This is a genomic window from Streptomyces sp. MUM 2J (genome assembly GCF_022414535.1).
GTDB lineage: Bacteria > Actinomycetota > Actinomycetes > Streptomycetales > Streptomycetaceae > Streptomyces.
Map to the genome: position 1 here is coordinate 15,427 of NZ_JADWYM010000015.1, position 24,398 is coordinate 39,824.

The window sequence follows — 24,398 nt, forward strand, 5'->3', positions numbered from 1 at the left end:
ACACCGACTCGGCACCTGGGAGGAGACGGTTTGAGCACGCGAGAACCCGGCCGCGGCGACGCTCCGGACGGTCAGGATCCGGTCCATGACCTGCCGGACGACCTGTGGGACCGATTTCTGCGGGAGTGCGCCCACCCGCACGGGGGGACCGCCCCCACCGAGCCGTCGGCCCGGGCCCGCACCGGCGGTGCGCGGGTGCGACCGCCGTCCGGGCCCGGCCCAAAGGCCCTTCGGCAGTCGGTCGGCGACCTGTGGGAGCCGCAGGAGACCCCCGTCGCCGCGTGGCGCGACCTGGACGGTCCGGCCCGCCGCAGGCGTGTGGGCCGGGTCTGCGGAACGGCCGTGGCCGTGACCCTGCTGCTGGCCCTGTGGTCGGGCGCGCCCGTGGACCGGCCGGACGCCTCGGGCACCTCCGCGGACGCCACCCCCAGGCAGTCGGAGGTGGCACCGCCCGCTCCCCGGGCGACCGGCCCCGTGGGACTCCCTTCGCCGGACGGCTCCGCCACCGCGCCGCAGCCCGACTGACGGACCCGGCCGGTGCCGGCCCAGCCGTCAGCCTTCGCGCCGGGCCGCGGCGTCCGCCCAGCCCAGCGGGAACATCTCCAGGTCGTCGACGGCCGGGACGGGCGGCTCGCCGCCCACTTCGCTGAACGCGGTCAGGGCCTCGACCAGGGCCGACCGCCGGTCGGCGTCCAGCCGCTCCACGATCGCGGCGATCTCGGCCCGCCGCCGTGCGGTGACCTCGGCGACGGTGCTCCGCCCCTCCTCGGTCAGCTGCAGCAGGGTCTCGCGCCGGTTGTCCGGGTTGACCTGCCGGTCCGCCAGCCCGGCCGCGATCAGGCGGTCCACCATCCGCATGGCGGTCGACGGCGCCACCTGCAACAGCTCCGCCAGCGCGACCAGCTTCGTGGCTCCCCGCGTCGACAACACGACCAGCATCCGGAACTGCGGAAGCGTCACCCGCTCCTCGACCGCGGCCAACGACCGCGCCGACACCGCCACCAGCAACCTGGACGCCGTCAGCACCGCGCGGGTGACCGCGTCCACATCATCCACGCCCTCGGTCAGGGCCTCATGCTCCCGCATGACTCCTTTCTATCGCGCCGACGCGCCGATGCACGCGTCCGTCCCGCCCACAGCTCCCCGTCATGACCATGACGCCGGCAGGACCGCCCCGCGGCGAACCCTCCCCGGTGCGTGCGAAATCACCCGAGCCGGGCGCATCCGCCCCGTCCGCACACGTCCGCGCATCGGCGGGGCGGCGGCTCCGGTGCGGACCGCCACCCGAACACCGGAGGCCGCCCTGTTCCCGGCCGTGAACGGCCGGGAACAGGGCGGCCTCGCGTGTGGTCCTCAGTGACTGCCCGCGAACCGGCCCGCCAGCTTCTCGTGCATCTCGGCACTCGGCTCGTTCAGGCCGACGATGGTGACCTTCTTGCCGCGCTGGGCGTACTTGGTCTCGATCGCGTCCAGGGCCGCGACGGAGGAGGCGTCCCAGATGTGGGCGCCGGACAGGTCGATGACGACGTCGTCCGGGTCCTCCCGGTAGGCGAACCGGTGGACGAGGTCGTTGGAGGAGGCGAAGAACAGCTCGCCGGTCACCGCGTAGACGACCTGGTTGCCGTCGGGGTCGACGACACCGGAGACCTCGGCGAGGTGGGCGACGCGCTTGGCGAAGATGACCATGGCGGTGACGGAGCCGACGACGACGCCGATGGCGAGGTTGTGGGTGGCGACCACGACCGCGACGGTGGTGACCATGACGATCGTCTCGCCCAGCGGCATCCGGCGCAGCGTACGCGGTGCCACGGAGTGCCAGTCGAAGGTCGCGAAGGACACCATCACCATCACCGCGACCAGGGCGGCCATCGGGATGTCGGAGACCACCGGCCCGAAGACGATGCACAGCACCATCAGGAAGGCTCCGGCGAGGAAGGTCGACAGGCGGGTGCGCGCCCCCGACACCTTCACGTTGATCATCGTCTGGCCGATCATGGCGCAGCCGCCCATGCCGCCGAAGAAACCGGTGACGATGTTGGCGATGCCCTGGCCGATGGCCTCGCGCGTCTTGCCGGAACGGGTGTCGGTGAGGTCGTCGACCAGCTTCGCGGTCATCATCGACTCCATCAGACCGACCAGCGCCATGGCGAGCGCGTAAGGCGCGATGATCTTCAGGGTCTCCAGGGTGAAGGGCACGTCGGGCAGCCCCGGCACGGGCAGGGACGAGGGCAGGGCGCCCTTGTCGCCGACGGTCGGCACCGCGATCCCGGCCGCGACGGTGATCACGGTCAGGACGACGATGGAGACCAGCGGAGCCGGAACCACCTTCGTGACCTTGGGGAACAGCACCATCAGCGTCAGACCTGCGGCGACGAGCGGGTAGACGGCCCAGGGCACGTTGCGCAGCTCGGGCACCTGAGCCATGAAGATCAGCACGGCGAGGGCGTTGACGAAGCCGACCATGACGCTGCGCGGCACGAACCGCATCAGCCGGGCCACGCCCAGCGCGCCCAGGGCCACCTGGAACACACCGGCCAGGACGACGGCCGCGACCAGGTACGGGAGCCCGTACTGGTGATTGAGGGGGGCGATGACCAGCGCGACCGCGCCGGTCGCCGCGGAGATCATCGCCTTCCGGCCGCCCACGACGGAGATCACCACGGCCATGGTGAACGAGGCGAACAGCCCCACGCTCGGGTCGACGCCCGCGATGATGGAGAAGGAGATGGCCTCCGGGATCAGCGCCAGAGCCACCACCAGGCCGGCCAGTACTTCGGTACGGAAGACCTTCGGGGAGGAGAGCCAGTCGGGCCTGGACAGACGCAGCCCGGAGGCCGCGGACAGCGGTGAGGACATGCAACCGTTTCCGTGTGGGGCGCCCACGTCCATGCCGCTGCACGCGCGCGCGTCGTACCTGGTTCCGCAAGGCGGGGAGACCGCTCCGGCGGCCCGGCCGTCTCGCCGGGAGCCGTACCGGGCAGCGCGGCGGTCCGCCGGCCGCCGATCGGGCATCATTGCCCGGAAGCCTTCGGTGCCGTGGGCCGTGAAAGGCCCGGCACGCCCCGGGACTCTACCCTGACGTGACGGCAGAGTGCGACGTGCGGCTGGTGCGGCGCGGGCGAAGACCCAGGTCGACGGCGATCGAGAACCTGTGATTGTTCTCACGTGGACCGGGTGTCCTGCTTCCTGAAGTCGGAGATCCCGAGGAGACGGCCTGTGACGAGCGAGCGGCGGATGCAGATCGGTGAGGTCGCCGAGCGGACCGGCCTGTCGTTGCGCACCATCCGCCACTACGAGGAGGTGGGTCTCGTGGCCCCCTCCGCGCGCAGCAAGGGCGGATTCCGCCTGTACACGGAGTCCGACGTCGAGCGTCTGATGGTGATCCGGCGCATGAAGCCGCTGGACTTCTCCCTGGAGGAGATGCGGGACCTGCTCCAGGTCACCGACCGGCTGACCGGTGCCGGCGGCCGTCCCGCCGGTGAGGAGTTCCGGCGTCTGCGTGAACGGCTGGACTCCTACCGCGCGGTGGCCGACGCCCGTTGCGAGAGGCTGCGCGCCCGCCTGGAGATGGCCGAGGACTTCGCCGCCACCCTGCGCCGGCTGAGGGCCGGCGCCTGACCCCGCCCCCGGACGGCGTACCGCGGCGACGAACCGTGCACGCGACGCGGCCGGGACGCGAACAGGGCGCGAGAGGCGTTCCCCTGACGCACCACCAGAGGTTACCGTTCGGTAGACGACGGAGTCCCGGAGGTGCGCGCATGACGCTCGACCGCTGTGCTGGCCTGGCGGAGACCGCACACGCACTGGCCGTGGGCGAGGTGAGCTCCCGCCGGCTCGTCGAGGAGACCCTGGCGCGGATCGAGGCGACGCAGGGCACCCTCAACGCCTTCCGCGTCGTGCGGGCGGGTGCCGCGCTCGCCGAGGCCGACGTGGCCGACGCGGAGCTGGCCACGGGGGTGCGGCGCCCGCTGCTCGGGGTGCCCGTGGCGGTCAAGGACGACATGGACGTCGCGGGCGAACCGACCGCCTTCGGGTGCGGCGGTGACCATCCGGCCGTCGCCGAGGACGGCGAGGCGGTCCGGCGGCTGCGCGCCGCGGGGGCGGTGATCGTGGGCAAGACCAACACCTGCGAGTTCGGGCAGTGGCCGTTCACCGAAGGGCCCGCCTTCGGCGCGACCCGCAACCCCTGGCACCACGGCCACACGCCCGGTGGTTCCTCGGGGGGCTCCGCCGCCGCGGTCGCGGCCGGGCTGGTTCCCGCGGCGCTCGGCTCCGACGGGGCCGGCTCGGTCCGCATCCCCGCCTCGTGGACCCACCTGGTCGGCATCAAGCCCCAGCGCGGACGGATCTCCACCTGGCCCCTGGGCGAGTCCTTCCAGGGCATCACCGTCAACGGCACCCTCGCCCGTACCGTCACCGACGCCGCCCTGCTGCTGGACGCCGCGAGCGGCAACGACCCCCGCGACCCGCACCGGCCCCCGCGGATCGACGCCGGCGCGGCCGTCGGCCGCGATCCCGGCCGGCTGCGCATCGCCCTGGCCCTCCGGCCGCCGTTCACGGCGGTGCCCGCACGCCTGCACCCCGCGGTGCGCGATCGGGTCGTACGGCTCGCCGAGCGGCTGGAGGGGCTGGGGCACGTCGTCGAACGTGCGGACCCGCCCTACGGGCCGATCGGGCTGACTTTCGTGCCCCGCGCCACCGCCGGGATCGCCGAGCGGGTCCGCGACGCGCCCCACCCGGCCCTGCTGGACCGGCGGACCCGGGACGCCGCCCGGCTCGGGCGGCTGCTGGGCGGGGCCCCGCTGCGTGCGGCGCGCCGGGCGGAGGCGGTGCTGCACCGCCGCGTCGGCGGCTTCTTCGCGTCGTACGACGTGGTCCTCGCGCCGACGACGGCCGCTCCCCCGCCGCGTGTCGGAGCGCTGCAGGACCTGGGCGGACTCGCCACCGACCGGGCGATGATCGCCGCGTGCCCGTATGCCTGGCCGTGGAACGTGCTGGGCTGGCCCGGTGTCAGCGTCCCCGCCGGCTTCGTCGGCCCGGGGCTGCCGGTCGGCGCGCAGCTGCTCGGACCGGCGTACAGCGAGCCCCTGCTCATCGCGCTGGCCGCACAGTTGGAGCGCGAGCTGCGCTGGCACGAGCGCTGGCCGCCGCCGCACCGCGGGCAGGAGCCGGCGGCCGTCGCCTGACGCCCCCCGGAGGACACCCGGCCGCGGCCCGCACCGTGTACGTCACCGGGGTCCCGTGCCGTCGCCGCCGGGCAACCCCCGGGGCGGAGACCGCAGATCGCCGGGGCCGGTGTTCGGGTGTCCCGGACCGATGGTGCCCGGTGTGCTTCTCAACGGGCGGGCGCCGGAGGGGACTTCGTCGCCGGACGGACCGGCGGCACCGGTCGCGCGGGGCTCTCCGGCGAAGCGGGACGTGCCGGTGGCAGCCCGACGTGTTCGACGCGGTCACGACGGAACCCTCTAAGGTGCCCCCCGTGACTGTGTTTATCGATGAGGACAACCCCGGCCGCCACGGCCCCACCGCCACCGTGGAGGCCCACCCGCGCGAGGTCGGCCGGGTGCGCACCGAGTACTCGCCCGCCCGCGACGGCGACCCCGACCCCGGTGAGATCGTCTGGACCTGGGTGCCGTTCGAGGAGAACGACGGGCGGGGCAAGGACCGGCCGGTCCTGGTCGTCGCCCGGGAGGCGGCGGGCACCTTCCTGGCCGTGCAGCTGTCCAGCAAGCGGCACGACGGCGACCGGGAGTGGGTACCGATCGGCAGTGGCCCGTGGGACCGGTCGGGGCGGGACTCGTGGGTCGACGTGGACCGGGTGCTGCGGCTGCACGAGGACGGCATGCGCCGCGAGGCGTGCGCGCTGGACCGCGGCCGGTTCAATCTCGTCCGCAACCGGCTCCAGGAGCGCTACGGCTGGAGCTGAGGCTGCCCGAACGCCCGGTCGAACGCCGCCCGGACGGTCTGCCCGCGGGTGCGGTCCAGGATCCCGAACACCACGTGCCCGAAGGTCCCCGCGAAGCGCCCGCGGGGACCCAGCAGACCGCGGAAGGCGTCCGCGACCTGCGCGGGGTCGTTCCGGAAGACCCCGCAGCCCCAGGCGCCCAGCACCAACCGCCGGTATCCGTGCGCGGCGGCCGTCTCCAGCACGCGCTCGGCGCGCACCGCCAGGACGTGCGGCAGTTCGGCCGCACGCTCCGGCGCCGTGCGCGACACGACGCCCGCGTTCGGCGCGGCGGCCGTCAGGAACCCGGCGGCGTACGGCTCGTCCAGCAACCGGCCCCGGTCGTCGCGGAAGACGGGCACGGCCGGCGCGTGGATGACGCGGTCGGTGTAGAACGGGTCGCGGTGGGCGCGGTGGTGGTCGTAGAACTCCCGGACGCCCGTCAGGCAGGTGTACAGGGCTGAGGCCCGGCACAGGGCCTCCTCCTGGGCCTGGGCGCCGTTCAGGTAACCCCCGCCGGGGTTGCGGGCGGAGGCGAAGTTCAGGACGGCGACGGGCTCGGCGGCGAGCCGCCGGGCGGCCTCCAGGCTGCTCTCCCCCGTGACCTCGATCCGCCCCGCCACCGGGCCGGCAGCGGCGCCCGGCGCGGCCGGGGGCACGACGACGGGCTCCGGTCCGGTCATGCGGGTTCCGGCCCGCGCGTCCTCGATCCGCGCCGCGAGGGACACCTGCCGGCCGTCTGCGCGCCGATAGGTGCCCGCGGCCACGATCGCCTCGGTCTCCTGTGCGATCGCGCGCAGCCGCGCGCTCATGGCGTCTCCCCCGTGCACTCCATGGGCGCGCCGCATGCGCGCACCACCCGCTGTTTCCCCGTGGTGCTCATGAACGCATCGTGAGCGATGCTTGACGTGTGGTGCAACGGGGTTTCCCGGTGCACGAAAAAACTCGACAGCCGTTCCTGCCCGTACCGAACGTACCGATGTGCACTCTTGTGCGAAGCGGTCGCAGCGTCTTGGGTAGAACGAGTGCCGCTCCCGGGACGACCCGTGCCGGGAGCGGTGGCATGGTGGTCTCTCAGGAGGATCCCGACATGTCCGATTCACCCGCTGTCGCGGCGGACGGCTGCACGCAGCCCCGCACGGCAGTCACGGAACCCGAGGTGGAAGCCCTGGTCCGGGGCATCTGCTTCAAGACCGGCCCGCCCCGCACCCTCGGGGTCGAGGTGGAATGGCTGGTCCACGAGCTGCGTCAGCCGCAGCTCCCGGTGACACCCGCACGTCTCGAAGCGGCGTACGCCGCCCTGCGCGCCGCGACCCTCAGGTCGGCGCTCACCGTCGAGCCCGGCGGGCAGCTGGAACTCAGTTCGCCGCCCGCCGCCTCCCTGACGGAATGCATCGGCACCGTCTCCGCCGACCTGGACACCGTCCGCGCCGTCCTGCGCGGCCACGGTCTCGGTCTGCTCGGCATCGGGCACGACCCGCTGCACCCACCGCGCCGGTACCTGCACCAGCCGCGCTACGACGCCATGGAGGCCTGTTTCGATCGCAGCGGCCCGTCCGGCCGCCGCATGATGTGCTCCTCGGCCTCCGTGCAGGTGTGCCTGGACGCCGGGTACGAGGAACCCGGCCCACTGGGGCACGGACGGCGCTGGTGGCTGGCGCACACCCTGGGCGCGGTCCTGGTGGCCGCCTTCGCCAACTCGCCGCTCGCCCTGGACCGGGCCACCGGCTGGCGCTCCACGCGGCAGCTGATGTGGATGCAGATCGGCCCGGGCCGGGCGGGCGCCCCCTTACCGGACGGCGACCCGCGCACCGCGTGGACCCGGCACGTGCTGGACGCCCCGGTGATGTGCATCCGCCGCGAGAGCGGCCCCTGGGATGTACCGGAGGGCCTCACCTTCCGGGAGTGGATCCGGACGGGCGCGCCGAGGCCGCCGACCCGCGAGGACCTGGACTACCACATCTCCACCCTGTTCCCGCCGGTCCGGCCGCGCGGGCATCTGGAGCTGCGGATGATCGACGCGCAGCCCGGCGAGGACGGCTGGATCGTCCCGCTCGCCGTGACGGCCGCCCTGTTCGACGACGCGGAGGCCGCCGAGACCGCCTACCGCACCGTGAAGCCGCTGGCCGAGCGCTCGCTGGGCCGGCCCGCGCCGCACAATCCGCTGTGGACCGCGGCGGCCCGCGACGGACTGACCGACCCCGAACTCCACGAGGCCGCCGTCATCTGCTTCACCACGGCCCTGGAGGCGCTGCCACGGCTCGGCGCCGGACCGGAGGTCCGGGACGCCGTCGCGGCGTACCTCCGGCGCCATGTGGTCCCGGGCCGCAGTCCCGCCGACGCACTGCTCGACCGGCCGGCCTCCGGGGCCCCCTCCGCGCACGGGAAGGACATCCGCTTGTGACCGAGTCCGCCATCGACCCCGAACCCGCCGTCTCTGCGCCCGACGTCGGCGCGGAGACCCTGCGCGAGCGCGCGCTGACCACGCTCACCGCCGCCCGCGAGCGCACCACCCTGCTCACCACCTGCGTGACGGACCACGACCTCACCGCACAGCACTCGCCCCTGATGTCACCGCTGGTGTGGGACCTGGCGCACATCGGCAACCAGGAGGAGCTGTGGCTGCTGCGCACGGTCGCGGGGCAGGAGGCGATCCGGCCGGAGATCGACGGCCTCTACGACGCCTTCGAGCATCCGCGCGCCGAGCGGCCGAGCCTGCCGCTGCTGCCGCCGGAGGAGGCCCGCGCGTACGCCGCCGACGTGCGCGGCCGTGCCCTGGACGTGCTGGAGCGGACCACGCTGCACGGCACGCGGCTGACCGAGGCCGGGTTCGCCTTCGGAATGATCGCGCAGCACGAACAGCAGCACGACGAGACGATGCTGATCACCCATCAGCTCCGTCCGGGCCCGCAGGCCCTGACCGCGCCCGACCCCGGCCCGGCGCCCCTGTTCACCGGGCCGGCCGAGGTCCTGGTCCCCGGCGGCCCGTTCACCATGGGCACCTCGGGCGAGCCGTGGGCGCTGGACAACGAGCGGCCCGCGCACGTGCGCGAGGTGGCGGCGTTCCACATCGACACCACCCCGGTGACGAACGCCGCCTTCCAGGCCTTCATCGAGGACGGCGGCTACGACACCGAACGCTGGTGGACGCCGGAGGGCTGGGCGCACATCCGCCGCCACCGCATCACCGCGCCGCTGTTCTGGCGGCGTGAGGGCACCCAGTGGCTGCGCCGCCGGTTCGGCGTCACCGAGGTCGTCCCGCCCGACGAGCCGGTGCTGCACGTGTGCTGGTACGAGGCCGACGCCTACGCCCGCTGGGCCGGGCGCAGGCTGCCCACCGAGACGGAGTGGGAGAAGGCGGCCCGCTTCGACCCGGCGACCGGCGGCTCGATGCGCTACCCGTGGGGCGACGCCGACCCGGAGCCCGGGCACGCGAACCTCGGCCAGCGGCACCTGCGCCCGGCTCCGGCCGGCAGCTATCCGGCGGGCGCGTCCCCGCTGGGTGTGCGGCAGCTGATCGGCGACGTCTGGGAGTGGACGGCGAGCGACTTCCTGCCGTACCCGGGCTTCAGGGCGTTCCCGTACAAGGAGTACTCGGAGGTGTTCTTCGGCTCCGAGTACAAGGTCCTGCGCGGTGGTTCCTTCGCCGTGGATCCGGTGGCCTGCCGGGGCACCTTCCGCAACTGGGACTACCCGATCCGGCGGCAGATCTTCTCCGGCTTCCGCACCGCGCGCTCGGCCGGGGAGTCCTGATGTGCCGTCACCTCGCGTGTCTGGGGCCCGAGGAGCCGATGCAGCGGCTCCTGGTGGATCCGCCGCACGCGCTGTACCGGCAGTCGTGGGCGCCCCGGCACCAGCGCCACGGAACGGTGAACGCCGACGGTTTCGGCGTGGGCTGGTACGCCGAGGGCGATCCGGTGCCGGCCCGCTACCGCAGGGCCGGGCCGATCTGGGCCGACCGGTCGTTCGCCGATCTCGCCAGGGTCGTCCGGGCGGGCGCGCTGCTGGCCGCCGTGCGGGACGCGACGCTGGCGGGGGCCGACGCGGAGGCCGCCGCCGCGCCGTTCGCCGGTGACCGGTGGCTGTTCAGCCACAACGGCGCCGTCACCGGCTGGCCGCGCTCCCTGGCCGCGGTCTCCCGTACCCTGCCGTCTGCGGACCTGCTGGAGCTGGAGGCACGCAACGACTCGGCGCTGGTGTGGGCGCTGGTCCTGGCCCGGCTGCGGGCCGGGGACGGTGCGGGGCAGGCGCTGGCGGACACGGTCGCCGGGGTCGCCGAGGCGGCCCCCGGTTCCCGGCTCAACCTGCTGCTCACCGACGGCACGTCGATCGCCGCGACCGCCTGGGGCGACACCCTGTGGTACCTGCACGAGCCCGGCCACCGCGTCGTCGCGGCTTCCGAGCCGTACGACGACGATCCGCGCTGGCGACCGGTCGCCGACCGCACCCTGCTCACGGCGAACCGGACCGACCTGCTGCTCACCCCGTTGAAGGACCCGCACGCCGACGCGGCGCCCCACCCCCCTCTCGGCTCCGGCCGGGCGGGGACGCCCCCATCCCCCGAGGAGTCCCGTACGTGAGCCCGTTCCAGATCACCCGCACGCTGCCGGAGCACGCCACGGAGGCCGCCCTGCGCGACGACGTGCTGCACGGCCTGACCTCGACGCCCAGGACACTGCCGCCGAAGTGGTTCTACGACGCCCGGGGCAGCGAACTGTTCGAGCAGATCACCGAGCTGCCCGAGTACTACCCCACGCGCGCCGAGCGCGAGATCCTCGTCGACCGAGCGGCCGACATCGCCGCGGCGGCCGGCGCCCGCACCCTGGTGGAGCTGGGCTCGGGTTCCTCCGAGAAGACCCGGTATCTCATCGACGCCCTCTCCGGCCTGCACACCTACGTCCCCGTGGACGTCAGCGAGAGCGCGCTCGCCCAGGCCGGGAAGGCGGTGGCGGCCGAGCGGCCGGGGCTGGCCGTGCACGCCCTGATCGCCGACTTCACCGGCACTCTGGTGCTGCCGGACACGCCCGGTCCACGGCTGGTGGCGTTCCTCGGCGGCACGATCGGCAATCTGCTGCCCGCCGAGCGGGCCGCCTTCCTGTCCTCCCTGCGGGCGATGCTGGCGCCGGGCGACATGCTCCTGCTCGGCACGGACCTGGTCAAGGACGAGGAGGTGCTGGTGCGGGCGTACGACGACACGGCCGGGGTGACGGCCGCGTTCAACAAGAACGTCCTGGCCGTCATCGACCGCGAGCTGGGCGCGGACTTCGATGCGGACGCCTTCGACCACGTGGCCCTGTGGGACGCCGAGCGCGAGTGGATCGAGATGCGGCTGCGCTCCCGCAAGGCGCAGACCGTGAAGATCCCCGCGCTCGGCCTGGCCCTGGACTTCGCCGCAGGCGAGGACCTGCGCACCGAGGTGTCGGCGAAGTTCCGCCGGGAAGGCGTGCGCCGCGAACTGGCCGCGTCCGGGCTGGACCTGACGCACTGGTGGACCGACGCCGAGGGGCGTTTCGCGCTGTCGCTGAGCACGGCCGGCTGACCGGGGACGGTCAGGTGAGCGGGACCTGGAGCTGCTCGGTGATACGGCGCGAGGCCCGGCCTGCCGCCGTCTCGGGGTCGGTGCCGGTCAGGACCGCGGTCATGTAGGTCTTGATCGGGTTGTCCGCCTCGACGACCGCCCACTCCGGTGTACTGGGGGTCGCCCGTCCCTGGGCGGCCCCCGCCGCCATCGCGGCCACGCCCTCCTCGCCGGCGACGGCCCGGGCGAGTCCCGCCTTGTTGGGCACGTAGTCCATCGTCCGGGCCAGGTCGCTGTCCCACCGGGCGCCGGTGAGCGCGCCGACCACGGCCACGGCGCCCGCCCGGTCGTCGGTGTTCTGCGGGACCACGAGGTCCGAGCCTCCGGTGAAGACGGCACCGGGCTTGCCGGCGGTCGGCCCGGGCACGGGGAAGAATCCCAGCTTGTCCTCCAGGGCGGGGTTCTTCTCCAGGACGGCTCGGACGAGTCCCGGCACGGCGATGATCTGCGCCACCCTGCCGCCCGCGAAGACGCCCGCCTGGGGCGGGTGGTCCTCGTCGGCGTCGGCCGGACCGTCGCCGAGGGCCTGGAGCCGGCGGTAGAAGTCCATGCCGCGCAGGGCGGCCGGGGTGTCGAGGGTGCCCTTCCAGGCGCCTTCGTCCTGGCGGGCGAGGTCGCCGCCCTCGTCCCAGATGAAGCCGGAGAGGGTGTACCAGTCCTGGCCGGCCAGGTAGATGCCCTGGTTGGCGCCGGAGTCGAGCTTCGCGGTGACGTCCAGCCACTCGTCGCGCGAGCGCGGCGGCTTCTTGATGCCGGCCTCGGCGAAGAGGTCCTTGCGGTAGATGACGACGCGGTTGGCGGCGTACCAGGGGATGCCGTACTGCGTGCCCCTCTGCCGGCCCGGTTCGGCGAGGCCGGGCAGCCAGTCGTCGGAGCCCCAGTCGCGCATCGACTCCAGCGTCAGGTCGAGCAGTCCGCCCCGGTCGACGTACTGCGGGACCTGGGTGTTCCCGACCTCGATGACGTCCGGGAGGCTCTCCTTGCCGTCCTTGCCGTCCTTGCCGGATCCGCTCTTCAGCGCGGCCTGGATCTTCGGGCCGATGCCCGTCCACTCCTGGATGCGGATGTCCAGGTCGAGGTCGGTACGGGTGCGTTCGAAGTCCTCGGTGAACCGGCGCAGGAACTCCGGGGAGGCACTGTCCTTCATCAGCCACACGGTGACGGTGTGCCGTGCGCCCCCGCCGCCCTGCGGCAGCAGGCCGCAGCCACCGAGCAGAGAGGCGGACACGCAGACGAGGGCGAGCAGACGGCGGCGCACGGAGGGTCTCCCGGGGTCCGGAACTGATCCTGTGGACAGGGGTGTGGGGCCCGACGTGGGGGACGAGCGCACGGCTCGAACGGGTGTGCTGGATTTTGGTATGGACCAATGCCGAGGTCAAGGGGTCCCGGCTGACGCACCCGACGCCTCGCGCTCCGCCGCAGCTTGGGGCACGGTGGAGTGACAGGTACCACACGCACCGTGACCGTCTCCGCGGAGAGGAGCACCCGCATGTCGAACCACACCTACCGGGTCACCGAGATCGTCGGCAGCTCGCACGACGGCGTCGACCAAGCCGTACGCAACGCCATCAGCAGGGCCTCGCAGACCCTGCGGAACCTGGACTGGTTCGAGGTGACCCAGGTTCGCGGCCAGTTGGAGAACGGGCAGATCGCGCACTGGCAGGTGGGGGTCAAGGTCGGGTTCCGCCTGGAGGAGTCGGACTGACGTCCCGTCCGGACGCACCGCACCGCTCGGGGCGCACCCCGCGGAACGGACGTCCTGTCCGGGCAGACCCGGCCCCGCCGGGGCGCGGCCCGGACGCACCGCGCCGTCCGTGCTCCGGGCCGGTGGCTCAGGTGCGCCCCTCCCGCTCCTGCGCGTCCCGCAGGTCGGGGGACGGGGCGGACCAACGGGCCCGGACGACGGTGAACCCCGCCCGCTCGGCGTCCACGCACACCAACTCGTCGTCGTCGACCAGCATCCGCACCTCCCTCGTACGGGCGAGCCGGCGCAGGACGGCCAGCTTGGTGGAACGGGCGGGCCGCCGGTCGTCGTTGCGGCGCATGTACAGCCGTCCCGCGGGCAGCCCGTGCGCGGCGAGCCACTGCAGGCTGTCGTGCCGGCAGCGCTCGGGCCGCCCGGTCAGGTAGACCACCTCGCACTCGCGGGCGCTGTCCACGGCGAGCGCCACACCCTCGGGGATCGGCGGATCGTGCGGCGCGGCCGCGAAGAACGCGGTCCAGTCGCGCGGCCTGTGCTCCAGGAACCTCTGCCGGTGGGTGGTGTCGGCGAGGGTGTTGTCGAGGTCGAACACGGCGAGCGGAGCCCGGCTGTTGTCGGTCACGCCGCCCACCCTAGGGATGTTTCGAAGGTCCCGCACAGCACCCACGGCGCCCGGCACGCGCCCCCGCCGCACCGTGCCGCGAGCCGGCAGGACGCCCTCCGCGTCCCCGGGCCCGGATCCGGGAAACGCCGTGGTGCCCGGAGGGGGGCGCGTGCTTGCATGGGCGGCATGGTGTCCCCCGACCGGCTGACCGCCTTCGCCGCGCTCTCCCTGCTGCTGATCGTCGTCCCCGGCCCGAGCGTGCTGTTCGTCGTCGGGCGGGCGCTGGCGCAGGGCCGCCGTGCCGCGCTCACCACGGTCGCCGGCAACACCCTGGGCGCCTATGTCCTCGTGGCGGCCGTGGCCCTCGGTATCGGCTCGGTCGTGGAACGCTCGGCCCTCGTCTTCACCATCCTCAAGCTCGCGGGCGCCGTCTGCCTCGTGCACCTCGGCGTCCGGGCGTGGCGGGAACGGGGCGGGCTGCGGGCGGCGTTCACCGCGGCGGAGGGCGCGCGCGGCGGCCGGCGCACCTTCTGGGAGGGGTTCGCGCTCGGCGTCTCCAACCCCAAGACCATCGTGTTCTTCGCCGCGGTCCTGCCCCAGTTCGTCGACCGCGGGCAGGGCGGCGCGGCGGCCCAGATGCTGCTGCTCGGCCTGGTGTTCAACCTGATGGCGCTCGCCTGCGACAGCATGTGGGGACTGGCGGCCGCCACCACGCGCGACTGGTTCGCCCGCTCCCCACGCCGGCTCTCCCTGATCGGCGGGGCCGGCGGGCTGACGATGATCGGCCTCGGTGTGACGGTGGCCGCGACCGGTGGCAAGGACTGACGGAGTGGTGATCACCGCGGCTCCACCCCGGGTCCGCCCTCAGGACCGCCGGCCCCCAGGGCACGAGGCTTCCCGGAGCACAGGCCCGGGCGACCGGGGTCCCGCGGCATGCCGGCCACCCGAATGGATCATGCTGCTTCCATGAGAAGCGTCTCGCCCGCCGTACCCGTTTCCGCCGCCCCCTCCCGCGCTCCCGCCCGCGCCGCCTCCACGCCCCCGTGCACGCTGGTCGTGTGCCGCGGCTGCTGCTGCGGCGACGCCCGCAAGAACCCCGGCACGGACCACGCCGGGCAGCTCGACCGGCTGCGGTCGGCCGCCGTGGAGCACGGGTTCCGGGTCCGTACGAGCGACTGCCCCGGCCCCTGCGACCAGGCGAACGTCATCGTCGTCCAGCCCTCCGCCGCGGGCCGCCGGGCCGGCGGGCGGCCCGTGTGGGTCGGCTTCGCCACCGACGACGACAGCACCGGGGAGGTCGTCGCCTGGGCGGCGGAGGGCGGGCCGGGTGTGGCCCGCCCTCCGGTGGCACTGGAGCTGCAGTTCGTCGAACCGCGCCCGCCCCGCGCCTGAGCCGTCCCGGGCCCGCGCAGCGGGCGGAATCCCTGGGCGTGCGGGGCGTTGAACGGTGTATGAGTTCCCTGATCGCGCAGACCCGTTTCTCCGTCCTCGACCGCTCCCGCATCCGCGAGGGCCGCACGGCCGGCGAGGCGCTGCGCGACACCGTGGCACTGGCCCAGGAGGCCGAACGGCTGGGCTACCACCGGTTCTGGGTGTCGGAGCACCACGGGGTGCCCGGCGTGGCCGGCTCGGCGCCGACCGTGTTGGCCGCGGCCGTCGCCGGGGCGACGCGCACACTGCGCGTCGGCACCGGCGGGGTGATGCTGCCCAACCACCGGCCGCTGGTGGTCGCAGAGCAGTTCGGGGTGCTGGAGTCGCTCTTCCCGGGGCGGATCGACATGGGCCTCGGCCGCTCGGTCGGGTTCACCGACGGGGTGCGCCGGGCACTCGGCCGGGACCGGGACGACGCGGCAGGCTTCGCGGACCAGCTCCGTGAACTGCTCGGCTGGTTCCGGGGCACCTCCCCGACCGGGGTCCGTGCGCGCCCCGCCGAGGGGCTGCTGGTCCCGCCGTTCGTCCTCGCCATGGGCGAGGGGGCCTCGATCGCCGCCCACGCGGGGCTGCCGATGGTCATCGGCGACCTGCGGAACCGGGAGCGGATGCAGCGCGGCGTGGACCACTACCACACGCACTTCCGCCCCTCCGAGTGGGCGCGGGAACCGTACGTCGTCGTCTCCGGCACGGTCGCGGTGGCCCGCACCCCGGAGGCGGCCCGCAGGCTGCTGGTACCCGAGGCCTGGTCGATGGCTCACTCCCGCACCCGCGGCACCTTCCCTCCGCTGCCACCCGCCGAGCACGTGGAGGCCCGCACGATGACCGCCAGGGAACGCACCCTGTACGAGTCGGGACTCACCGGGCACATCGCCGGCACCGGGGAGCAGGTCGCCCACGCACTGGAGACGCTGCTGAAGGAGACCGGTGCACAGGAGGTGCTGGTGACGACGAGCACCTACGACCGCGAGGCGCTGACGGACTCCTACCGGCGGCTCGCCGCCCTCGTGTCCGGGGGCGCCGTCGCGTCCTGAGCGTGGCCCTCGGTGCTGGCGTAGGATCGCAGGGTTTGCCCCCGAGAGCGGAGAGCGGTGCCAAGGCCCCATGCCCAGCCCCAACGACCCGTACGTGCGGGTCCGCGGCGCCCGCGAGCACAACCTCAAGAACGTGGACGTGGACATCCCCAGGGATGTCGTGGCCGTCTTCACGGGCGTCTCCGGATCGGGGAAGTCGTCACTGGCGTTCGGCACGATCTACGCCGAGGCGCAGCGGCGCTACTTCGAGTCGGTCGCACCGTACGCGCGGCGTCTGATCCACCAGGTCGGTGCCCCGAAGGTCGGCGAGATCTCGGGCCTGCCGCCCGCGGTCTCCCTGGAGCAGCGCCGGTCGGCGCCGACCTCTCGCTCGTCGGTCGGGACGGTGACCCATCTGTCCGCGTCCCTGCGGATGCTGTTCTCCCGCGCGGGCGACCACCCGCCGGGCGCGCCGCGCCTGGACTCCGACGCCTTCTCCCCCAACACGGCCGCCGGAGCCTGCCCCGCGTGCCACGGCCTGGGCCGGGTGCACCGCACGGCCGAGGAGTTGCTGGTCCCCGACGCGTCGCTGTCGATCCGCGAGGGCGCGATCGCCGCGTGGCCGGGCGCCTGGCAGGGCAAGAACCTGCGGGACGTCCTGGAGGCCCTCGGCCACGACGTGGACCGGCCCTGGCGCGAGCTGCCCGCCGCCGAACGCGAGTGGATCCTGTTCACGGACGAGCAGCCGGTGGTCACCGTGCACCCGGTGCGCGACGCCGACCGGATCCAACGGCCGTACCAGGGCACGTACATGAGTGCCCGGCGCTGGGTGATGAAGACCTTCGCGGAGTCGAAGAGCGCCACTCTGCGGGCGAAGGCGGAGCGTTTCCTGACCAGTGTGCCCTGCCCGGCGTGCGGAGGCGGCAGGCTGCGGCCCGAGGCCCTGGCGGTCACCTTCGCGGGCCGGACGATCGCCGACCTGGCGGCGCTGCCGCTGGCGGAGCTGGCCGGGATCCTGGCGGCCGGGGACGGGGCTGCGCGGGTGCTGACCGACGATCTCAAGGCCCGTATCGCGCCGGTCGTCGAACTCGGTCTCGGCTACCTCAGCCTGGACCGCGCCACGCCGACCCTGTCAGCGGGTGAACTGCAACGCCTGCGCCTGGCGACCCAGCTGAGGTCCGGTCTGTTCGGCGTGGTGTACGTCCTCGACGAACCGTCGGCGGGGCTGCACCCGGCGGACACGGAGGCGCTGCTGGCGGTGCTGGCACGGCTGAAGGCAGCCGGGAACACGGTCTTCGTGGTCGAGCACCACTTGGAGGTCGTCCGCGGCGCCGACTGGCTGGTGGACGTCGGGCCGCACGCGGGCGAGCACGGCGGACGGGTGCTGCACAGCGGCCCGGTGGCACAGCTCGCGGGTGTCGCGGAGTCGGCGACGGCCCGTCACCTGTTCGACGCCTCCCCGGCCCCCGCGCGTGAGGTCCGCACCGCCCGCGGACACCTGCGGGTCGGCCCGGTCACCCGCCACAACCTTCGGGAGGTGACGGCGGACATCCCGCTCGGGGTGCTCACGGCGGTCACCGGGGTGTCCGGTTCCGGGAAGTCGACGCTGATCGGTGAGATCACCGAGGACCTCGACGGTGTGAGCCGCCTGGTGGCGGTCGACCAGAAGCCGATCGGCCGCACCCCCCGCTCCAACCTCGCCACCTACACGGGCCTGTTCGACGTCGTGCGGAAGCTCTTCGCGGCCACCGGGGAGGCGCGGCGGCGCGGCTACGGCGTCGGCCGCTTCTCCTTCAACGTGCCCGGAGGACGCTGCGAGACCTGCCAGGGCGAGGGCTTCGTCAGCGTGGAGCTGCTCTTCCTGCCCAGCACGTACGCCCCCTGCCCCGGCTGCGGCGGGGCGCGCTACAACCCGCGGACGCTGGAGGTGGCGTACCGGGGCAGGACCGTCGCCGAGGTCCTGGACCTGACCGTCGAGGCCGCGGCGGACTTCTTCGCGGACACCCCGGCCGCCGCCCGCCCCTTGGGTGCCCTGCTCGACGTCGGCCTCGGATACCTGCGGCTCGGCCAGCCCGCCACCGAACTCTCCGGCGGCGAGGCCCAGCGCATCAAACTCGCGGCCGAGCTGCAGCGCGGCCGGCGCGGGGACACCCTCTACCTCCTCGACGAACCGACCACCGGCCTCCATCCCGCCGATGTGGAGGTGCTGATGCGGCGGCTGCACGGCCTGGTGGACGCCGGGCACACGGTCGTCGTCGTCGAGCACGACATGTCGGTGGTGGCGGGTTCGGACTGGGTGATCGACCTGGGTCCCGGGGGCGGCGAGGCGGGCGGCAGGATCGTGGCGGCGGGGGTACCCGCGCGCGTGGCCCGCGCGGAGGGGAGCGCGACGGCGGCGTATCTGGCGCGGGCGCTGCCTCCGCATCCGGCGGACCGGGCGGGGCACACGTCGGACCGGTGACGGCGGGCCTACCGCGCGCGGCGGAACCGCCCGCCGGCCCGGCCAGGGCGCGCTGCCCACCCGCACCGACCGGCCCCGCCGGCCCCCTCGGGCTCACGGACCGGCAGCGGCCGGACGCACCGGGGACTCCTGCGCCGGATGGGGCACCCGGGCGGCCGGGGCGGCGTGCGCCGGACGGGGTTGCGGCGGTGGGGCGGGCTGGGCGGCGCGGGCCAGGGAGCGGCGGTCGGCGTGGCTGCCCGGCGCGATCACCGTGCGCACCTGGACGTCGGCCACCAGCCCGCGCGCCGACACCACCCGCCACACCGACGCCGGCAGCGAGTCGTCGCCGACGAAGGCGGGGGCGGTGCTGCGGGCTCCGCCGGTGAGCCGGTAGCGGAGGTGAACCGGCTGCACGGGGACACCGGCGTCCAGCGCCGCCTGGAACACCGCGCGCCGGAAGTCGCCCTGGGCCCGGCCGCACCAGGTACTGCCCTCGGGGAAGACGGCGACCGCGCCCCCGTTGCGCAGCACGGCGGTGACGCGGGCGACGGTGTCGGGCAGGGCGCGCAGGCGGTCGCGGTCGATGAAGAGGGCGCCACCGCGGGCGGCCAGCGGACCGGCCACCGGCCAGTGGCGGATCTCGGCCTTGGCCAGCATGCGCGCGGGGCGTACGGCGGCCAGCAGCGGGATGTCCAGCCAGGAGATGTGGTTGGCCACGAGGAGCATCCCGCCGCTCCGGGCGGCGGCGCCGCTGATGCGGACGCGGACGCCCGCCGCCCGGACGATCCACCGGCACCAGCGGCGGGTGGCGCCGGCCGGGATCCGTCGGCTCAACGGGGACAGGGCGATCCCCGTGAGCAGCAGGGCCAGCACCGCCGTCAGCCGCAGCAGCGCCCTCGGGGCGGACCGGACGGAGCCGGCGGGTTCCACACACGCCCCGGGGGTACAGGGCGCGGCGGGCAGCCAGACGCTCATCAGGCCGGGACGAGGGAGAGGAAGTGCCGCAGATAGCGGGGGTCGACCCGGCGCATCGACAGCAGCACGTACAGGTCGGCGACCCCGAAGTCCGGGTCGTGGGCGGGTTCCCCGCACACCCAGGCACCCAGGCGGAGGTAGCCGCGCAGCAGGGCGGGCAGTTCGGTGCGGGAGGCCGCCGGGCCCGGCCGGGCCGGGACCCACGGGAGCAGCGGCCGTACCCGGAACCCCTCCGGTGCCAGGTTCTTGGCCCGCACCCGGCTCCAGGCGGCGCTTGCCAGGGTGCCGCCGTCGGCGAGCGGGAGGGAGCAGCAGCCGGCCAGCCACTCGTGGCCGCGGTCGACCATGTAGCGGGCGATGCCGGCCCAGATCAGGCCGATCACGGCGCCGTCGCGGTGGTCGGGGTGCACGCAGGAACGGCCGACCTCGACCAGGCCGGGGCGGATCGGGTCCAGCGCCGCGAGGTCGAACTCGCCCTCGGAGTACAGGCGTCCGGCGATGGCGGCGCGCTCTGGCGGCAGCAGCCGGTAGGTGCCGACGACCTCGCCGGTGGCCTCCTGGCGGACCAGCAGGTGGTCGCAGTAGGCATCGAAGGCGTCGACGTCGTGGCCGGGCTGCGCGGTGTCGAGCAGGGCGCCCATCTCCCCGGCGAACACGTCGTGCCGCAGGCGCTGCGCGGCCCGCACGTCGTCCTCGTCCCGGGCCAGCGTGACGGTGTAGCGGGTGGGGGCGGCGCCGAGCGGGGGACGGTCGAGGGTGGAAACACCGGGCATGGCACTCTCCAGGTCACGGGCCGGTTCGGGGACGGCACCCGGTGGGCCGGGGACGTCCGGCCCACCGCCTCTGTTCTTCCGATCGCGGTTGGCGTGCACGTGACGGGTTCCGAAGGCCCGGGTGTGGGGCGGTTGAACGGCTCGCGCCGGGTGTCGGACGCCCCCGGCCCGGTGGACGGGCCGGTGTCCTACGGGTGACCGGCAGGAGGCGACCCGGCGGCACCGGGCGTCTCACCGCGGGGAGCGGTCACCGGGCCCTGGGGGCGGCGTGGGACGGCTGTCGGCAGGGACGCCGGACGCGACGCCGTGGCAGTTGCCGGAGTCCCCGGGTCCGCAGGTGCCGCCGCAGGAGGTGCGCCGGGCGCCGCGGTGGGCGGCCGGTGGCCCGGAAGGGCGGGCGCGGCCGTCCGGGCACCGCTCGCCGGCCCGGGTCCGGCGGTGCTCCGGGAGGCGGTCCTGGGCGGGGAACCTTGGCGGGACCGGGGTCGAGCACCACGCCCGGTCCCGCCCGTCCGCACCCTGTCGGCGAACGTTCCGCTACCGCCTGGCGACCTTCCGGGTCGCCCGCAGCCACTCCTTGTTCATGCCGGTGATGGACGCCAGCGGGATGCCCTTGGGGCAGGCGGTCGCACACTCGCCCGTCAGGGTGCAGCCGCCGAACCCCTCCTCGTCCATCTGGGCCACCATGTCCAGCACGCGGGTCTCACGCTCGGGTGCCCCCTGCGGCAGCACGTTGAGGTGGTTGACCTTGGCCGAGGTGAACAGCATCGCCGCACCGTTCGGGCAGGCGGCCACACAGGCTCCGCAGCCGATGCACTCGGCGTGCTCGAACGCCCGGTCGGCGTCCGGCTTGGGGACCGGCGTGGCGTGGGCCTCGGGCGCCGATCCGGTGGGCGCGGTGATGTAGCCGCCGGACTGGATGATCCGGTCGAAGGCGGAGCGGTCGACCACCAGGTCCTTGATCACGGGGAAGGCGGCGGCGCGCCACGGCTCGATGTCGATGGTGTCGCCGTCCTGGAAGGACCGCATGTGCAGCTGGCAGGTGGTGGTGCGTTCCGGTCCGTGCGCATCGCCGTTGATCACCAGACTGCACGCGCCGCAGATGCCCTCGCGGCAGTCGTGGTCGAAGGCGACCGGGTCCTCGCCTGTGACGATGAGTTCCTCGTTCAGGGTGTCGAGCATCTCCAGGAAGGACATGTCCGGCGAGATGCCGTCCACCTCGTACGTGGACATGGCGCCGTCGGCGTCGGCGTTCTTCTGCCGCCAGACGCGCAGGGTGAGCTTCATGCGTAGCTCCGCTGGGTGGGGTGGACGTACTCGAAGACGAGGTCTTCCTTGTGCAGGACCGGGGCGGTGCCGGTGCCGGTGAACTCCCAGGCCGCCGCGTAGGCGAACGCGTCGTCGTCGCGGGCCGCCTCGCCGTCCGGTGTCTGCGACTCCTCGCGGAAGTGGCCGCCGCAGGACTCGGTGCGGTGCAGCGCGTCGAGGCACATGAGTTCGGCGAGCTCCAGGTAGTCGACGACGCGGTTGGCCTTCTCCAGCGACTGGTTGAACTCCTCGCCCGTGCCGGGAACCCTGATGCGCCGCCAGAACTCCTCTCGGATCTGCGGGATGCGCTCCAGCGCCTTGCGCAGCCCGGAGTCGGTGCGGGCCATGCCGCAGAACTCCCACATCAGCTCGCCGAGTTCGCGGTGGAAGGAGTCGGGGGTGCGGTCGCCGTCGACGCCCAGCAGCCGGTCCAGGCGGTCCCGGGTCCCGGCCAGCGTGTCCCGGACGTCCGGGTGCTCGTCGGTGACCTCGTCCTGGTGCGGGTTGCGCGCGAGGTAGTCGTTGATGGTGGCGGGCAGTACGAAGTAGCCGTCGGCGAGCCCCTGCATCAGGGCGGACGCGCCGAGCCGGTTGGCTCCGTGGTCGGAGAAGTTGGCCTCGCCGATCGCGAACAGGCCGGGCACGGTGGTCCGGAGGTCGTAGTCGACCCACAGTCCGCCCATCGTGTAGTGGACGGCCGGGTAGATCCGCATCGGCACCTCGTACGGATCCTCGTCGGTGATCCGCCGGTACATGTCGAAGAGGTTTCCGTACCTGGCCTCCACCGCCGCCCGGCCCATCCGCTCGACGGCGTCGGCGAAGTCGAGGTACACGCCCTGTCCGCCGGGACCGACGCCGCGGCCCTCGTCGCAGACGTTCTTCGCGGCGCGGGAGGCGATGTCGCGTGGGACCAGGTTGCCGAAGGAGGGGTAGATCCGCTCCAGGTAGTAGTCGCGCTCGTCCTCGGGGATCCGGTGCGGCGGGCGGGTGTCACCCTTGGCCCTGGGCACCCAGATCCGCCCGTCGTTGCGCAGCGACTCGCTCATCAGGGTGAGCTTGGACTGGTGGTCGCCGGTGCGGGGGATGCAGGTGGGGTGGATCTGCGTGAAGCAGGGGTTGGCGAACAGGGCGCCGCGCCGGTGCGCCCGCCACACGGCGGTGGCGTTGGAGTTCATGGCGTTGGTCGACAGGTGGAAGACGTTGCCGTAGCCGCCGGAGGCGAGCACGACGGCGTCCGCGTAGTACGTGTCGATCCTGCCGGTGATCAGGTCCCGGGCGACGATGCCGCGGGCCCGTCCGTCGACGACGATCAGGTCGAGCATCTCGGTGCGCGGGTGCATCTCGACGTTGCCGGCCGCGATCTGCCGGCTGAGCGCCTGGTAGGCGCCGAGCAGCAGTTGCTGGCCGGTCTGGCCGCGGGCGTAGAAGGTGCGGGAGACCTGGACACCGCCGAAGGAGCGGGTGTCGAGCAGGCCGCCGTACTCGCGGGCGAAGGGCACGCCCTGCGCCACGCACTGGTCGATGATCTCGACGGAGATCTGGGCGAGCCGGTGGACGTTGGACTCGCGGGCGCGGAAGTCGCCGCCCTTGACGGTGTCGTAGAAGAGGCGGTGGACGGAGTCGCCGTCGTTGCGGTAGTTCTTCGCCGCGTTGATCCCGCCCTGCGCCGCGATGGAGTGGGCGCGTCGCGGGGAGTCCTGGTAGCAGAACTGGACGACGTGGTAGCCCTGTTCGGCGAGCGTGGCGCCGGCGGAGCCACCCGCCAGGCCGGTGCCGACGACGATGACGGTGTGTTTGCGCCGGTTGGCCGGGTTGACCAGCCTGGCCTCGAAGCGGCGCTTGTCCCAGCGCTCGTGGACCGGGCCGGACGGCGCCCTGGTGTCGGCGATCGGCTCGCCGGTCGTGTAGCTCGTGTATGCAGCGGTCATGTCAGCTCACCACTCCGGTCATGACGCCCACGGGCACGGCGACGAAGCCGGCCGTGAGCAGCAGCGCGAGGACGTCGGCGACGGTCTTCAGGACGCGGTCCCGGCTACGGCTGCCGACGCCGAGGGTCTGGGCGGCGCTCCAGAAGCCGTGCCGGACGTGCAGGCCGAGGGCGAGCATCGCGACGATGTAGATGACGTTGCCGTACCAGGTGGAGAAGGTGTCCACGACGTTCTGGTACGGGTGGCCCTCCTGGAAACCGCCGGAGTGCACGGTGCCGGTGGTCAGGTCCAGGATGTGCCAGACGATGAACAGGCCGAGGATGATGCCGCCCCAGCGCATGGTGCGCGTGGCGTAGCTCGCCCGGGGCCTTCGGTGGACGTAGCGGGTCGGGCGGGCCCGGATGTCGCGGCGGCTGAGCTGGTACGCGGAGAGGGCGTGCGCGACGACCGCGACGACGAGCACCGCGCGGACCAGCCACAGCGTCCACTCCTCGTGCATGAAGGGCTCGCCGACGGTGCGCAGCCAGTGCGCGTAGTGGTTGAACTCCCCCGCGCCGAAGAAGATCTTCAGGTTTCCGATGACGTGTGCGACCAGGTACAGCAGCATGATCACGCCGCTGACGGCCATCACCGTCTTCTTGCCGACGGTGGAGTTCCACACGGTGCGCGCCATGGACTGCCGCCGGTCGGTCCGCGTTG

At 73.8% G+C, this 24,398-nt stretch carries 23 protein-coding genes; 13 read left to right on the forward strand and 10 right to left on the reverse strand.

Annotated features, from left to right (window positions below; translation table 11 throughout):
- Window positions 1-30: 30 nt before the first annotated feature.
- Window positions 31-525 carry a hypothetical protein gene (locus I3F54_RS15175; RefSeq protein WP_240119271.1) on the forward strand — a complete coding sequence of 165 codons (495 nt, stop codon included), beginning with the start codon at window positions 31-33 and terminating at the stop codon, window positions 523-525.
- Window positions 526-552: 27 nt separating this feature from the next.
- Here the strand turns inward: I3F54_RS15175 and I3F54_RS15180 are convergent, their stop codons facing one another.
- Window positions 553-1,086 carry a MarR family winged helix-turn-helix transcriptional regulator gene (locus tag I3F54_RS15180; RefSeq protein WP_240119272.1) on the reverse strand — a complete coding sequence of 178 codons (534 nt, stop codon included), beginning with the start codon at window positions 1,084-1,086 and terminating at the stop codon, window positions 553-555.
- Between the two features lie 267 nt (window positions 1,087-1,353).
- Window positions 1,354-2,856 (reverse strand): SulP family inorganic anion transporter, encoded by a 1,503-nt coding sequence (locus I3F54_RS15185; protein WP_240119273.1) that lies wholly within the window; start codon window positions 2,854-2,856, stop codon window positions 1,354-1,356.
- Window positions 2,857-3,234: 378 nt separating this feature from the next.
- On the opposite strand from I3F54_RS15185, the gene I3F54_RS15190 reads away from it, so the two are divergent.
- The 3 genes from I3F54_RS15190 (at window position 3,235) to I3F54_RS15200 (ending at window position 5,926) form a co-directional block, all read left to right on the forward strand.
- On the forward strand, window positions 3,235-3,618 hold the full coding sequence (locus I3F54_RS15190; protein WP_240119375.1) for a MerR family transcriptional regulator: 384 nt from the start codon (window positions 3,235-3,237) through the stop codon (window positions 3,616-3,618).
- 140 nt (window positions 3,619-3,758) lie between these two features.
- Entirely contained in the window at window positions 3,759-5,186 is a 1,428-nt protein-coding gene (locus tag I3F54_RS15195) for an amidase (RefSeq protein WP_240119274.1), read from the forward strand.
- A gap of 293 nt (window positions 5,187-5,479) precedes the next feature.
- Window positions 5,480-5,926 carry a type II toxin-antitoxin system PemK/MazF family toxin gene (locus I3F54_RS15200; protein ID WP_240119275.1) on the forward strand — a complete coding sequence of 149 codons (447 nt, stop codon included), beginning with the start codon at window positions 5,480-5,482 and terminating at the stop codon, window positions 5,924-5,926.
- Here I3F54_RS15200 and I3F54_RS15205 read toward each other — a convergent pair.
- Window positions 5,911-6,756 (reverse strand): TIGR02452 family protein, encoded by an 846-nt coding sequence (locus I3F54_RS15205; protein WP_240119276.1) that lies wholly within the window; start codon window positions 6,754-6,756, stop codon window positions 5,911-5,913. The genes I3F54_RS15200 and I3F54_RS15205 overlap by 16 nt on opposite strands.
- Window positions 6,757-7,034: 278 nt before the next feature.
- Here I3F54_RS15205 and egtA point away from each other — a divergent pair, with 278 nt between their 5' ends.
- Genes egtA through egtD form a run of 4 tightly spaced genes read left to right on the forward strand, consistent with a single transcriptional unit; the run spans window position 7,035 to window position 11,483 of the window.
- Window positions 7,035-8,348, forward strand: coding sequence for an ergothioneine biosynthesis glutamate--cysteine ligase EgtA (gene egtA, locus I3F54_RS15210; RefSeq protein WP_240119277.1), 1,314 nt, complete (start codon window positions 7,035-7,037; stop codon window positions 8,346-8,348).
- On the forward strand, window positions 8,345-9,697 hold the full coding sequence (gene egtB / locus I3F54_RS15215) for an ergothioneine biosynthesis protein EgtB (protein ID WP_374205926.1): 1,353 nt from the start codon (window positions 8,345-8,347) through the stop codon (window positions 9,695-9,697). The genes egtA and egtB overlap by 4 nt, the downstream gene beginning before the upstream one ends.
- The gene (egtC, locus tag I3F54_RS15220; RefSeq protein WP_240119278.1) at window positions 9,697-10,524 is read left to right on the forward strand and encodes an ergothioneine biosynthesis protein EgtC; all 828 of its coding nucleotides are present in this window, start codon (window positions 9,697-9,699) and stop codon (window positions 10,522-10,524) included. The genes egtB and egtC overlap by 1 nt, the downstream gene beginning before the upstream one ends.
- On the forward strand, window positions 10,521-11,483 hold the full coding sequence (gene egtD, locus I3F54_RS15225; RefSeq protein WP_240119279.1) for an L-histidine N(alpha)-methyltransferase: 963 nt from the start codon (window positions 10,521-10,523) through the stop codon (window positions 11,481-11,483). The genes egtC and egtD overlap by 4 nt, the downstream gene beginning before the upstream one ends.
- Window positions 11,484-11,493: 10 nt before the next feature.
- Here the strand turns inward: egtD and I3F54_RS15230 are convergent, their stop codons facing one another.
- Window positions 11,494-12,780 (reverse strand): extracellular solute-binding protein, encoded by a 1,287-nt coding sequence (locus I3F54_RS15230; protein ID WP_240119280.1) that lies wholly within the window; start codon window positions 12,778-12,780, stop codon window positions 11,494-11,496.
- Window positions 12,781-13,011: 231 nt separating this feature from the next.
- On the opposite strand from I3F54_RS15230, the gene I3F54_RS15235 reads away from it, so the two are divergent.
- Window positions 13,012-13,227, forward strand: a complete 216-nt coding sequence (locus tag I3F54_RS15235) for a dodecin (RefSeq protein ID WP_240119281.1) — start codon at window positions 13,012-13,014, stop codon at window positions 13,225-13,227.
- A gap of 127 nt (window positions 13,228-13,354) precedes the next feature.
- Here I3F54_RS15235 and I3F54_RS15240 read toward each other — a convergent pair whose 3' ends face one another.
- On the reverse strand, window positions 13,355-13,846 hold the full coding sequence (locus tag I3F54_RS15240) for a hypothetical protein (RefSeq protein ID WP_240119282.1): 492 nt from the start codon (window positions 13,844-13,846) through the stop codon (window positions 13,355-13,357).
- A 168-nt stretch (window positions 13,847-14,014) separates the two neighbouring features.
- On the opposite strand from I3F54_RS15240, the gene I3F54_RS15245 reads away from it, so the two are divergent.
- The 4 genes from I3F54_RS15245 (at window position 14,015) to I3F54_RS15260 (ending at window position 18,733) form a co-directional block, all read left to right on the forward strand.
- Window positions 14,015-14,653 carry a LysE family translocator gene (locus I3F54_RS15245; RefSeq protein ID WP_240119283.1) on the forward strand — a complete coding sequence of 213 codons (639 nt, stop codon included), beginning with the start codon at window positions 14,015-14,017 and terminating at the stop codon, window positions 14,651-14,653.
- Window positions 14,654-14,794: 141 nt separating this feature from the next.
- Window positions 14,795-15,220, forward strand: a complete 426-nt coding sequence (locus tag I3F54_RS15250; RefSeq protein ID WP_240119284.1) for a (2Fe-2S) ferredoxin domain-containing protein — start codon at window positions 14,795-14,797, stop codon at window positions 15,218-15,220.
- 59 nt (window positions 15,221-15,279) lie between these two features.
- The gene (locus I3F54_RS15255) at window positions 15,280-16,293 is read left to right on the forward strand and encodes an LLM class flavin-dependent oxidoreductase (protein WP_240119285.1); all 1,014 of its coding nucleotides are present in this window, start codon (window positions 15,280-15,282) and stop codon (window positions 16,291-16,293) included.
- A 70-nt stretch (window positions 16,294-16,363) separates the two neighbouring features.
- A complete protein-coding gene (locus tag I3F54_RS15260; protein ID WP_240119286.1) occupies window positions 16,364-18,733 on the forward strand; it encodes an excinuclease ABC subunit UvrA in 2,370 nt (789 codons plus the stop codon).
- 93 nt (window positions 18,734-18,826) lie between these two features.
- On the opposite strand, the gene I3F54_RS15265 is transcribed toward I3F54_RS15260, so the two are convergent.
- The 5 genes from I3F54_RS15265 to I3F54_RS15285 form a co-directional block, all read right to left on the reverse strand.
- Window positions 18,827-19,690 (reverse strand): 1-acyl-sn-glycerol-3-phosphate acyltransferase, encoded by an 864-nt coding sequence (locus tag I3F54_RS15265; protein ID WP_240119287.1) that lies wholly within the window; start codon window positions 19,688-19,690, stop codon window positions 18,827-18,829.
- Window positions 19,690-20,463 (reverse strand): GNAT family N-acetyltransferase, encoded by a 774-nt coding sequence (locus I3F54_RS15270; protein ID WP_240119288.1) that lies wholly within the window; start codon window positions 20,461-20,463, stop codon window positions 19,690-19,692. Before I3F54_RS15270 ends, I3F54_RS15265 begins: the two co-directional genes overlap by 1 nt.
- A 537-nt stretch (window positions 20,464-21,000) precedes the next feature.
- Window positions 21,001-21,750, reverse strand: a complete 750-nt coding sequence (locus I3F54_RS15275) for a succinate dehydrogenase/fumarate reductase iron-sulfur subunit (RefSeq protein ID WP_240119289.1) — start codon at window positions 21,748-21,750, stop codon at window positions 21,001-21,003.
- Window positions 21,747-23,699, reverse strand: a complete 1,953-nt coding sequence (locus tag I3F54_RS15280; protein ID WP_240119290.1) for a fumarate reductase/succinate dehydrogenase flavoprotein subunit — start codon at window positions 23,697-23,699, stop codon at window positions 21,747-21,749. The genes I3F54_RS15275 and I3F54_RS15280 overlap by 4 nt, the downstream gene beginning before the upstream one ends.
- A gap of 1 nt (window position 23,700) precedes the next feature.
- Entirely contained in the window at window positions 23,701-24,372 is a 672-nt protein-coding gene (locus tag I3F54_RS15285) for a succinate dehydrogenase (protein ID WP_240119377.1), read from the reverse strand.
- Window positions 24,373-24,398: the final 26 nt, after the last annotated feature.